11 protein-coding genes are annotated in these 11,750 nt (G+C 71.3%); 7 read left to right on the forward strand and 4 right to left on the reverse strand.

Annotated elements, in window-relative coordinates; all coding sequences use genetic code 11:
- The first annotated feature begins 33 nt into the window (after positions 1 to 33).
- From ITJ50_RS10195 to ITJ50_RS10215, 5 genes are all read left to right on the forward strand, one after another.
- Positions 34 to 600, forward strand: a complete 567-nt coding sequence (locus ITJ50_RS10195; RefSeq protein ID WP_017886493.1) for an NADPH-dependent FMN reductase — start codon at positions 34 to 36, stop codon at positions 598 to 600.
- Between the two features lie 174 nt (positions 601 to 774).
- Positions 775 to 1,287, forward strand: coding sequence for a MarR family winged helix-turn-helix transcriptional regulator (locus tag ITJ50_RS10200; protein ID WP_017886494.1), 513 nt, complete (start codon positions 775 to 777; stop codon positions 1,285 to 1,287).
- A gap of 122 nt (positions 1,288 to 1,409) precedes the next feature.
- Entirely contained in the window at positions 1,410 to 1,916 is a 507-nt protein-coding gene (locus ITJ50_RS10205; protein WP_017886495.1) for a Dps family protein, read from the forward strand.
- Between the two features lie 8 nt (positions 1,917 to 1,924).
- Entirely contained in the window at positions 1,925 to 2,725 is an 801-nt protein-coding gene (locus ITJ50_RS10210) for an SDR family NAD(P)-dependent oxidoreductase (RefSeq protein WP_017886496.1), read from the forward strand.
- Between the two features lie 31 nt (positions 2,726 to 2,756).
- Positions 2,757 to 3,950, forward strand: coding sequence for an NAD(P)/FAD-dependent oxidoreductase (locus tag ITJ50_RS10215; protein ID WP_017886497.1), 1,194 nt, complete (start codon positions 2,757 to 2,759; stop codon positions 3,948 to 3,950).
- Positions 3,951 to 4,088: 138 nt separating this feature from the next.
- Here the strand turns inward: ITJ50_RS10215 and ITJ50_RS10220 are convergent, their stop codons facing one another.
- From ITJ50_RS10220 to ITJ50_RS10235, 4 genes are all read right to left on the reverse strand, one after another.
- Complete coding sequence (locus ITJ50_RS10220; RefSeq protein WP_194590417.1) at positions 4,089 to 5,159, reverse strand: alpha/beta fold hydrolase; 1,071 nt, start codon at positions 5,157 to 5,159, stop codon at positions 4,089 to 4,091.
- Positions 5,160 to 5,229: 70 nt separating this feature from the next.
- Positions 5,230 to 6,105 carry an SMP-30/gluconolactonase/LRE family protein gene (locus ITJ50_RS10225; RefSeq protein WP_194590418.1) on the reverse strand — a complete coding sequence of 292 codons (876 nt, stop codon included), beginning with the start codon at positions 6,103 to 6,105 and terminating at the stop codon, positions 5,230 to 5,232.
- A gap of 52 nt (positions 6,106 to 6,157) precedes the next feature.
- Positions 6,158 to 6,991 (reverse strand): DUF1206 domain-containing protein, encoded by an 834-nt coding sequence (locus ITJ50_RS10230; protein ID WP_017886500.1) that lies wholly within the window; start codon positions 6,989 to 6,991, stop codon positions 6,158 to 6,160.
- 127 nt (positions 6,992 to 7,118) lie between these two features.
- Complete coding sequence (locus tag ITJ50_RS10235) at positions 7,119 to 8,285, reverse strand: RtcB family protein (RefSeq protein ID WP_194590419.1); 1,167 nt, start codon at positions 8,283 to 8,285, stop codon at positions 7,119 to 7,121.
- Positions 8,286 to 8,756: 471 nt separating this feature from the next.
- Between ITJ50_RS10235 and ITJ50_RS10240 the strand changes: the two genes are divergently transcribed.
- Positions 8,757 to 10,577 (forward strand): glycoside hydrolase family 15 protein, encoded by a 1,821-nt coding sequence (locus ITJ50_RS10240; protein ID WP_017886504.1) that lies wholly within the window; start codon positions 8,757 to 8,759, stop codon positions 10,575 to 10,577.
- Between the two features lie 46 nt (positions 10,578 to 10,623).
- A complete protein-coding gene (locus ITJ50_RS10245; protein ID WP_017886505.1) occupies positions 10,624 to 11,226 on the forward strand; it encodes a DUF1992 domain-containing protein in 603 nt (200 codons plus the stop codon).
- Positions 11,227 to 11,750 lie beyond the last annotated feature (524 nt).

Below are 11,750 nucleotides of genomic sequence, written 5' to 3' on the forward strand. Positions count from 1 at the left end.
CCAGCAACAGCATCCCGCAACAGAAGGAGCTCCATGACGAACGTCCTCGTCCTCGTCGGCAGCCTGCGCGCCGACTCCATCAACCGCAAGCTCGCCGAGGCCGCCGCGCACCACGCGCCGGAGGGCATCGAGCTGCACACCTTCGACGGCATCGTCGACCTGCCGTTCTACAACGAGGACATCGACGGTGACACCCCGCCCGCCCCGGCAGTCGCCTTCCGCGACGCGATCGCCGCCTCGGACGCCGTCCTGCTCGTCACCCCCGAGTACAACGGCACCATCCCCGCCGTGCTGAAGAACGCCCTCGACTGGGCATCGCGTCCGTTCGGCGCCTCGCCGCTGTCCGGCAAGCCGCTCGCCGCCATCGGTTCGGCGTTCGGCCAGTACGGCGGCGTCTGGGCCCACGACGACGCCCGCAAGGTCGCCGGCATCGCCGGCGCGAAGGTCCTGGAGGACGTCAAGGTCGCCATCCCGCAGTCGGTCGTCCGTTTCGCCGAGACCCACCCGCGCGAGGACGCCGAGGTCACGACGCTCGTGCAGGGCGCGCTCACCGCGCTCGCCGAGGCCGCGGCCGGCACGGACGAGTCCGCAGCCGCGTAACGCGACGAACCACCGGACAGGAGGCCCGTGGCGATCCCGCCACGGGCCTCCTGTCCGTCCGGTGCGGACGCAACGGTCGTTGCGAACGCATCGGACGGTGCGGACGCACCGGTCGTGGCGGAACCCGGGAGTCCGCTAGACGACCGAGATACGAGACGGGTTACCCTGAACGCCATGTCGACGCAGGAGATCACCGAGGCGTCCGGGTACTGGTTCCCGGACGACGACGCGACCCAGCGCGGGGTCGCCGTGCTGAACGCCCTGCGCCGGTACCGGTCCGCCGAGACCGCCATGCGCCGCCGGACCCGTGACTCGATGGGCATGGGTGAGACCGACCTGCTCGCCGTACGGTTCCTGCTGCAGGCGCAGCGCTCCGGCACGTCCGTGAGCCCCAAGGACCTCGCGGCGTACCTCAAGATCTCGTCCGCGTCGACGACGATCCTGATCGACCGCCTGGTGAAGTCGAACCACGTCCGCCGCGATCCGCACCCCACCGACCGCCGGGCCCTCGTCATCACGCCGACGACCGAGACCGACGACGAGGTCCGCGCCACGCTCGGCGTGATGCACCGCCGGATGATGTCGATCGCCGAGGGACTCCCCGCGTCCGAGGCCCGGGTCGTCGCCGGTTTCCTGGAGCAGATGCGCCAGGCGGTCGACCAGGTCGACCCCGCGCCGTCGCACTGAGCACCGTCGCGCCGAGGCCTCCGACTGTCGTCGGGGGACGCTGCCTCCGAGCGCACTGAGAACGTGCACTGCGGCACCGCGTAGACCGGAACGGTCACACCGACGCGAAAGGAGCCACAACCATGCACGCTTCGGACAAGATGGCCAAGAACCTCCAGGCGGTCCTCGTGGACCTCATCGACCTGCACCTGCAGGGCAAGCAGGCCCACTGGAACATCCTGGGCACCAACTTCCGCGACCTCCACCTGCAGCTCGACGAGATCGTCGACGCCGCTCGCGAGTTCGCCGACGACACCGCCGAGCGCATGCGCGCGCTGTACCTCGTGCCGGACGGCCGCTCGGCGACCGTCTCCGCGGGCAGCCACCTCGACGCGTTCCCCTCGGGCGAGATCACCACGCACGACGCCATCGACCAGGTCACGCTCCGGCTGTACCAGGCGACCGGCACCATGCGCGATGTCCACGACGAGGTCGACGAGGAAGACCCGACGACCGCGGACCTGCTCCACGGCTTCATCGAGCGCCTCGAGCAGCTCGCCTGGATGGTCTCCGCCGAGAACCGCGCGCCCAGCACCCCGCTGGCGTCCGCCACCACGCCCGCCGTCGCCGACGCGTCGGCGCACGCGTAGGGGCCCGGGTGGACCTCGGTATCCAGGGCAAGACCGCACTCGTCTTCGGCGGTGACTCCGGCATCGGCTGGAACACGGCGCGCATCCTGCTGGCAGAGGGTGCGACCGTGGTCGTCACCGACATCGACCAGAGCCGTCTCGACACCAGTGCGGACCAGCTCGAGGCTCCCCTCGGCAAGCTGCACGCGTTCGCCGCCGACGTCCGGAGCGCCGAGAGCCTCGCCGCCCTGCACGACAAGGTGCGTGACGCCGTCGGCGAGATCGACATCCTGGTGCAGTCCTCGGGCGTCACCGGCGCCCAGGGCATGTTCCACGAGATCGACGAGGCCGGCTGGGCGGAGACGATCGACATCGACCTGATGGGGCCGGTGCGGATCACCCGCGAGTTCATCGGCGACCTGCGACAGGGCGGCTGGGGACGCATCGTCTACCTGGTGTCCGAGGACGCCTCGCAACCGTACGACGACGAACTGCCCTACTGCGCTGCCAAGGCCGGGGTGCTCTCGTTCGCCAAGGGGCTCTCGCGCTCCTACGCCTCCGAGGGCCTGCTGGTGAACACGGTCTCGCCAGCGTTCATCCACACGCCGATGACCGACGCGATGATGGACAAGCGGGCCAAGCAGCGCGGCACATCGTTCGACGAGGCCATCGGCAGCTTCCTCGACGAGGAGCGGCCGTACATGGAGCTCAAGCGGCGCGGTGAGCCGGAAGAGGTCGCCAACGTCGTGGCCTTCCTGTGCTCCGACCTGGCCAGCTTCGTGAACGGCGCCAACTACCGGGTCGACTCCGGCTCGGTCGCGACGATCTGATCGTGGCACCACAGCACAACCAGGAGGCGTCATGACCGACTTCCGCTACCTCATCGTCGGCGGCGGGATGGTCGCCGACGCGGCCGCCCGCGGCATCCGCGAGCTCGACACCGACGGGTCGATCGGGATCCTCAGCGAGGACGTCGACCGCCCCTACGCCCGGCCCGCGCTCTCGAAGAAGCTCTGGACCGACCCGGACTTCAGCTGGGACGACAAGGTCGACCTGCACACCGAGGAGACCGGGGCGCAGTTCGTCCTGGGCACCGCGGTGACGGCAATCGACCGTGCTGCGAAGACCGTCACGACGGCCGACGGTGCGACCCATGGCTACGAGCGGCTCCTGCTCGCGACCGGTGGGAAGCCCCGCGGGCTGCCGGGGCTGTCCCCGTCGGCACGCGTGCTCGACTACCGCAGCGCGTCGGACTACCGCCGCCTGCGCGAGCTCGCCGACGCCGGAGCGCACGTCGCCGTCGTCGGTGGCGGCTACATCGGGCAGGAGATCACCGCGGGCATCGTGCAGAACGGCGCACGCGTCACGCTGGTCGACCCGGACGAGATCGTCGGCGGACGGATGTTCCCCGACGACCTGGCACGGGCGTTCCAGCAGCGCTTCGTCGACCACGGCGTCGAGCTCCGCACCGGCCGCCGGGTGTCCGAGGGCGCCGAGACGGCCGACGGTGTGCGACTGACGCTCGACGACGGTTCCGTGGTCGAGGCCGACGCGGTCGTCGCCGGGCTCGGCATCGAGCCCGCGACGCAGCTCGCCGCCGACGCCGGACTCACCGTCCGCGACGGCATCGTGGTGTCCTCGACGCTGCTCACCGACGACGACTCCGTGTTCGCTGCCGGTGACGTCGCCGAGTACCCGGACCGGATCCTCGGCACACGCCGGGTGGAGCACGTCGACAACGCCCAGCAGCAGGGTCGACAGGCCGGCCGCAACCTGGCCGACGCCGACGAGACCTACGACCACACGCCGATGTTCTACTCCGACGTCTTCGACATGGGGTACGAGGCCGTGGGGCAGGTCAGCGCGAAGCTCCGCACGGTCGAGGACTGGCAGGACCCCACCGTGACCGGCGTCGTCTACTACCTGGACGACGACGACACGGTCCGGGGTGTGCTGCTCTGGAACGTGTGGGACAAGACCGACGAGGCCCGCAAGGTGCTCGCCGAGGCGAACTCGCTGACGCCCGACATGCTGCCGGGCCGCATCACGGCCTGATCGCTCGCCCGTCGCGGTGGTCGCGACGCCCTGGTGGCCCGGTGCCGGTCCGTCGGACCGGCACCGGGCCTCCAGGCGGTCACCCGCACACCGCGGCGCCCGCCGCCTCGACGGGGCTGGCTGCTTCGACGGTGCTGGCTACTTCGACTCCGGCGCGACCTCGTCGACGACCGCCCGGCGGTCCGCCGGGTCGACCGGCAGGTCGTCGCCGTCCGCCATCGCGACGGCGTGCGCGGACTTGGCGGCCTCGAGCGTCTCGTCGTCGTTCCGGGCCATCCCGAACAGCTCGATGAACCGCGACTTGACCAGCAACCAGGCGTCCCCCGGGCTGAGCCGGGCCAGGTCCGACGCCGTCGAGTCGTCACGCACCCGCTGCAGCGAGGACACGCCGCGGTCGGGGATCCGGTGGTCGACGTGCGCCACCGCGAGCCGCGCGACCGCGTCGGCCTGCGCGTGCATCACCGAGTGCGCACCGTCGACGACCTCGCGCAGGACCGCGTACGGGAACACGCGCGCCAGCCGGCGGACCCAGTCGCGCGGCACCATCGCGTCGTGCTCGCCGCGGACGATCAGGGTGCGGGCCTGCACGTGCGCGGCACGCTCCTCGATCGGGAACGCGATCATGCGCGGCAGGACCTTGCGGAACCAGTGCCAGCCGCACAGCGCGTACGCCGTGATGCCGTGCCAGCGGACCGCGGCTGGCTCGTGCAGCGTCGACCGCAGGAACCGGAACGCCGACTGCCGCACCGTGCGCGCCGACGAGTCGACCACGGGGCTGATGAGCACGAGGTCGGAGAGATCGGGACGGCGAGCGGCGACCTCGGTGACGACCTGGGTGCCCATCGAGTGCCCCATGAGCACCGGGTCCTCGAGCCCGAGGTCGTCGATGACCCGCTCGACCGCGTCGGCGTACCGCTCGATCGAGACCGTCCCACGGAACCGCGGGACGCCCGCGAAGCCCGGCAGGTCGAGCGCGTGCACCGGTCCGTTCTCGTTGAGGTGCGGCGCGAGCCGCTCGTAGTAGGTCGACGCGATGCCGAGACCCGCGACGAGCACGAACGCCCGCTCGCCCGGCTCACCGATCGAACTCACCCGGACGTAGGTGCCGTCGAGTGCGACCCGGTCGACCTGCACCGTGACGTCGGCGTCCTCGGCCTGGGCGAGTTCCCCGGCCGGGTCCGGACGGGGTGCCTGGCGTTCGTCGTCCACGTGGGTCTCCTCCGGTCGGGCGGTCGCCCAGGATACCCGGCCGCCGTCCGCCCGGGCGGCGACGACATGGTCAGCCGCTGAAGGTGTTCGCGGGGAAGCCGTGCACCGTGGTCGGCACCGCGAAGACGGCGCCGGAGGGCGGCGCCTGCTCCAGGTCCTGCTCGGTGAGGTTCTCGCGGGCCGTGCCGATGAACAGCGTCGACATGTCCGGGCCGCCGAACGCCACCGACGTCGGGTTGGCGACGGGGAGCTCCACCGTCTCCAGGTGCGAGCCGTCGGGACCGTAGCGCTCGACGCGGGAACCGCCGTAGATCGCGCTCCAGAAGCAGCCCTCGTCGTCGCGGACCAGGCCGTCGTGCGCGTGGCCGACGATGAACGGCTCGAGTTCGCCGAGCTCGCCGTCCGGGCCGTACGACCCCCGGAAGACCGTCGAGGCGCTGGTGTCGGTGACGTACATGGTGCTGCCGTCCTCCGACCACTCCATGCCGTTCGTCACGCCGAAGCCGCCGCGGAGCAGCCGGACGGTGCCGTCGGCCTCGACCGAGTAGAGCGCGGCGTCGGGTTCGCCGGTGGTCACGTTCATGCTGCCGACCAGGAACCGGCCGAACGGGTCGCACTTGCCCTCGTTGAACCGGTTGCCCGAGGTGCTGTGCGTGACGCGGGCGATCTCACGCTCCACGGCCCCCTGCTCGTCCGTCACGACGACGGCGTCGCCGAGGGCCGCGACGAACCCGCCGGAGGCGCGGGGCTGGAAGCTCGCCAGCGGGGGCGGCAGCGGCACGCTCGACCGGACGGTGCCGTCGGCGCCGGCGGTGTTGAGGGTGCCGAGGGTGATGTCGGTCCACCGGAGAAGCTGCGCGGACGGGTCCCAGACGATGCTCTCGGCGAGGACCGCTCGGGCGTCGGCGAAGACGGTCGCGGGGCCGGGGGTGACGTTCGTGCTCATCGACCCCGTCTACCGCTGGGCGGGTCCGCGCTCGCTCAGGCGCGGAAGCGGGTCAGAGGCGGGCGAAGCGCGCGCGGAAGAAGCTGTAGACGCCGAACGCCAGGAACCCGATGCCGATCGCGACGAGGACGAACACCCCGCCGGGCATGCTCCGGACGGCGTCGAACGCGGCGTCGAGGCCGGTGGCCTGGTCGGGGTCGCTCTGCAGCCCCGCGACGGCGATGAGCACGCCCACGATCACCACGGCGATGCCCTTGCCGACGTACCCGACGACGCCGAGGACGGTGACCACGCGGTCGAGTTGGCCCGACGGTCGCGTGATCTGCTTCCGGAACGACCGACGGCAGCCGATCACCACGAGGCCGATGCCGACCGCGACCGCGATCGCCCCGGCCAGCACCAGCACGAACACCCCGCCCGGCGTCGCGAGGGTCTTCGCCGCGGCGCTCTGCGACGAGCTGCTCGAGCTCGACCCGGCGCCGAGCGCGTACGAGGCCGACGAGTACGCGATCACGCCGTAGACCACGGCCTTCGCCACGTCCTTCAGCCGGGCGAGCCAGCCGCGGGTCGTGTCGGACCGTCCGCCGACGATCGCCTCGACGACCAGACGCACGGTGAGTGCGGCGGTGCCGACGGCGATCAGCCAGAGCAGGAACACCCCACCGGGCACGGCGGCGATCTGCTGCAGCGCACCGGACTGGTCGGTCTCACCGCCCGAGGACGCGTTCCCGATGCCGAGCAGGATCGCCAGGTACCCGATCAGCAGGTGGACGATGCCACTGCCGACGAACCCGGCGCGTGCCGTGACCTCGAACCAACGGCTGTCGGCCGCTCGCCGGACCTGTCGTCCGGTCTCCTTCGCTGCGTGCTCCGCCGTGTCGCTCATCACGGACAAGCGTGCCCGACGCGCGCCGTCCTGTCCGGGGCGCGCCGGGCCGTGCGGTCCGCCACGTGGCGGACGGGAGGCCCGTGGCGGTGCCGCCACGGGCCTCCCGTCCGTCGGTGGGCGCGTCTCAGTCGCCCTTCACGTTGACGACCTGGCGCAGGGTGTGCCGGATCGACACGAGGTCCTCGGCGTCCGCCATCACCTGGTCGATCGGCTTGTACGCGGCCGGGATCTCGTCGAGGAACGCGTCGGTGTCCCGGTACTCGATGCCGACCATCGCCTCGCGCAGCTGCTCGTGGGTGAAGGTCCGCCGGGCAGCGCTCCGCGAGAACAGCCGCCCGGCGCCGTGCGGGGACGACTCGAGCGACGGCTTGTTGCCGAGCCCCTCGACCACGTACGACGCCGTGCCCATCGACCCGGGGATCAGACCCGGCTGACCGGCCTTCGCCTGGATCGCACCCTTGCGCGAGACCCACACGGACTTGCCCCAGTGCGTCTCACGCTGCGTGAAGTTGTGGTGGCAGTTGATCCGCTCGCGCTCGTCGACGGGCGTGCCGACGGCCTCGGACAGCTGCCGGACGACGCGGTCCATCATCTCCTCGCGGTTGAGCAGGGCGAAGTGCTGGGCCCACCGCAGCTCGGCGATGTACCGGTCGAACTCCGGCGTGCCCTCGACCAGGTAGGCCAGGTCGGGGTCCGCCAGCTGGATCCACCAGCGCTCCATGGCCTTCTTGGCGACCCTGATGTGGCGCTGCGCGATCTTGTTGCCGACACCCCGCGACCCGGAGTGCAGGAAGAGCCAGACCCGGTCCTGCTCGTCGAGGGAGACCTCGATGAAGTGGTTGCCGGAGCCGAGCGTGCCGAGCTGGTTGCGCCAGCCGCCGTGCACGCCGTCGGGGTCGAACCCGGCGGTCTCGGCCATCGCCTCGAGCTCCGCGATCCGCGGTGCGGCGGTCGCCACGATCTTCCGGTTCGACGCACCGGCCGACAGCGGGATCGCGCGCTCGATCTGCTCGCGCAGACCCTGCAGGTCGGCCGGCAGGTCGCTCGCGGTGAACTGCGTGCGGACCGCGATCATGCCGCAGCCGATGTCCACGCCGACGGCCGCCGGCATGATCGCGCCGAGGGTCGGGATGACGGACCCGACGGTGGCCCCGAGGCCCAGGTGTGCGCCGGGCATGAGGGCCAGGTGCGGGAACACGAACGGCATGCGCGCGGTCGTGCGGGCCTGCTGCTCGGTGTTGTCCTCGAGCATCGAGGCCCAGCTGAGCAATCGGTCGTTGATCTTCTTCATGGTGTCGTCTCGCTTTCGTGACGGTCGAGGTGACGGTCCGAGACGGTCGCACGCCGGGCCTCCTGGTCGTCGCCGGACGTGGCGGACGGAAGGAAGCGGTGCTGACGAACGCCCCGGGCCGGGTGGGCACGAGGCGTCGTGGGACGTCGCGTGCCTACGCGGGATAGCGGAGGGACCGCTGCTGCTCGGGCAGCACGGCGGCCGCGGCGAGCTGGAGCTCGACGCGTTCCTCGTTGTGCTGCACGGCGCGCATGCGCGGTCCTTCCGGTGTGCCCGGGGCGGGCGGTCTGCCTGATCGGCAGGAGGACGACGGTAGTGCGACACGCCCGGGGTGCGCAAGTCATGTGGGCGTGTCGGCTGCGCGCCGGTGGTGCTCCGGCGGTTCTCCACAGGCGGGAGGCGCGTCGCGCGTTCTCCACGAGGGGTACGTCCGCCTGATGGTCGCCGCCGGGGCCGGGGCAGGCTGGACGCATGACCGAGCGCACGCGAGACACCCCCGACGCGACCGAGAACGAGGAACGGACGAACGGGTACGTGCCGCTCCGCTCCTACGGCGCGATCGGTGACGGGCGGACCGTCGCCCTCATCGCGCTCGACGGCCGGATCGACTGGCTGCCGATCCCGTCGATGGACTCGCCGCCGGTGTTCGCGAGCATCGTCGACGCCGAGCACGGCGGACACGTCGCCCTGCGACCCGTCGACGACCAGGCGGAGGTGTCCCGGGCCTACCTGCCGGGGACGAACGTGCTCGTGACGACGTGGACCACCCCGTCCGGCACCGCCACCGTGACCGACGCCATGGTCACCGGTGTCGCCGGACGTCTGCCGTGGGCCGAGATCGGCCGCTGCGTCCAGGGGGTCCAGGGCTCCGTCGAGATGGAGTGGGCCGTCGTGCCCGGCACGATCCTGAACACCGCGGAACCCCGACGCCTCGACACCGCGAACGGCACCGTCATCGGGATCGACGGCGTCACCATCGCGATCGTCGAGCAGGGCTTCGAACCCGTTCACGACGACGGACCCCGGTTCTCCGGCCGGTTCTCGACGACCGAGGGCTCGAAGTCGATCCTGACGATCGTCGGCACGTACGACGAACCGATCTTCCTGCCCGAGCCGGAGCGCACGCTCGAGGGGGTCGACCGCACGATCGAGAACTGGGCGACCTGGTCGAAGGAGTTCAGCTACGACGGGCCGTGGTCGGATGCCGTCCAGCGCAGCGCCCTCGCCCTGAAGCTCCTGATCTTCTCCCCCACCGGTGCGATCGCCGCGGCACCGACGACGAGCCTGCCCGAGGACCGCACCGGCGGGAAGAACTGGGACTACCGGTTCGCCTGGGTGCGCGACCTGGCGTACACGGTGCACGCACTCACCCGCTTCGGGCTGCGCGAGGAGACCCACGCGGCCGTCTCGTGGGTGATGCGCACGATCGCCGAGCACGACGAGACGATGCCGATCTTCTACGCACTCGACGGGTCCAAGAGCGACTCGGTCGAGGAACGCGACGTCCCCGGCTGGAACGGCATCGGGCCGGTCACGATCGGCAACCGGGCGGGCGACCAGCTGCAGCTCGGCGTCTGGGGCGACGTGTTCGAGATCATGCGCCAGTACGTCCGCGCCGGCAACGTGCTCGACCGCAAGACCGCGTCGGTGCTGCAGGGGCTGGCCGACGACGCCTGCCACCGGTGGCCGGAAGCAGACTCGGGCATGTGGGAGCTGCAGGAGACGCAGCACTACACGACGAGCAAGATCGGCTGCTGGCAGGCGCTCGACGCCGCGGTCGAGCTGCACGACGCGGGGATGATCGACGGCCCCCGTGACAAGTGGATCGAGAACCGCGAGCTCATCGAGGACTGGGTCGCCGAGAACGGGTGGAACGAGGAGCTCGGCCACTACGTCATGTACCCGGGTACCGACGCACTCGACTGCTCGATCCTGCTGCACGCGATGTCGGCGTTCGACCGTGGGCCCCGCATGGAGTCCACGATCCGGGCCATCGAGGAACAGCTGCAGCACGGCCCGCTCGTGTACCGGTACTCCGGCATCCAGGACGAGGAATCGCCCTTCGTGGCGTGCTCGTTCTGGCTCGCTGCGGCGATGGCCTGCGTCGGACGCGTCGACGACGCGAAGCACCTGATGGACGACATGGTGGCGCAGGCGAACGACGTCGGTCTGTTCAGCGAGATGCTCAGTGCCGTCGACGGGGACTTCATGGGGAACATCCCCCAGGGCCTGTCGCACCTGGCGCTCATCCAGGCGGCGCTGACCATCGAAGAAGTCTCAGAGAAGTCCTGACGGGGCTGGACGAACCGTCGGGGGCGCGGGGCATCATGGTCTGACGATGAACGACGTCGATGCACGCATGGACCGCCTCCGCCGGGCCGCGCGCTACCGGTACCAGCAGCTCGTCGACCAGGAGATCGAGCGGGGGTCACTCGACCCCGACGAGGTGCGGTCGGAGCGCGAGGAACGCCGGCTGCTCAAGGCCGCCGACGTCGCGGCCCACGCGCGGGCGCAGATCGCCGAAGCCGAACGCCGAGGAGTCTTCGAGGGCAACCCCTACCACGGCAAACCGCTGCCCGGGATCGACGGCCAACACGATCCCGACTGGTGGATCAAGTCGAAGATCGAGCGCGAGGACATCCGGGGCATCGCGCCACCGGCCCTGGCGCTCCGGACGGAGGACGCCGAACTCGACGACGCCCTCGACGCCCTGTCGCTCGAGACCGATGTGCGCGACGTCCTGGTGGACTTCAACGCACGGGTGAAGGAGGCCCGGCGACAGCTGCTCGGCGGGCCGCCGGTGGTCACGCCGATGCGCGACGTCGAAGCCGAGGTGCTCGCCTGGCGGGAGCGCCGCGAGCTGCGCATGGCGGCGGCCGCTCGGGCTGCGGAGCAGGCGCTGGCCGACGCGAAGCCGCGGCGGTGGTGGCGCCGCCGCTGAGCGGTGCCGTGGCGCGGCGGCGCGGGCCGTCGCCGGGCTTTCGCGCTGAGCGACAGTTCTCGCGAGCGTGAGCGCGTGAGGTGTCGCCCAGCCCGTGACGACGGCGGCCGCCGATCCGGCGTCCGCACATGACGGACGGGAGGCCCGGTGCCAGCTGGCACTGGGCCTCCCGTCCGTCGTGTCCGCCCGTTCTTTCCCATCGCGCGCGCGTTGGTTCGCAAGAACCGGCGTACCTGGTCGAAAGAACCCACCAGGTACGCCCGATCCAGCCAGGTACGCCCGGTTGTGCCAGGTACGCCCGGTTCCGCCGGGTACGCCCGGTTCTGCCTGGCGCGGGCCCGCTGCGCTGTGGTTCCCACGACGCGAATCGGCCCGGACCGCGCTGCTGCGTGGTCCGGGCCGATCGTGGTGCGGGGGTGTTACTTGATCTGTGCGGTGATGGTGGCCGTGCCGACGAGGAGGCCGCGCTTGACGGCGTCGGTGCCGAAGGTCTTGTTCAGCAGGCCGGCGGCGTCTTCGCTGAT

The sequence above is a fragment of the Curtobacterium sp. VKM Ac-2889 genome, assembly GCF_015350855.1.
Lineage (GTDB): Bacteria > Actinomycetota > Actinomycetes > Actinomycetales > Microbacteriaceae > Curtobacterium > Curtobacterium poinsettiae.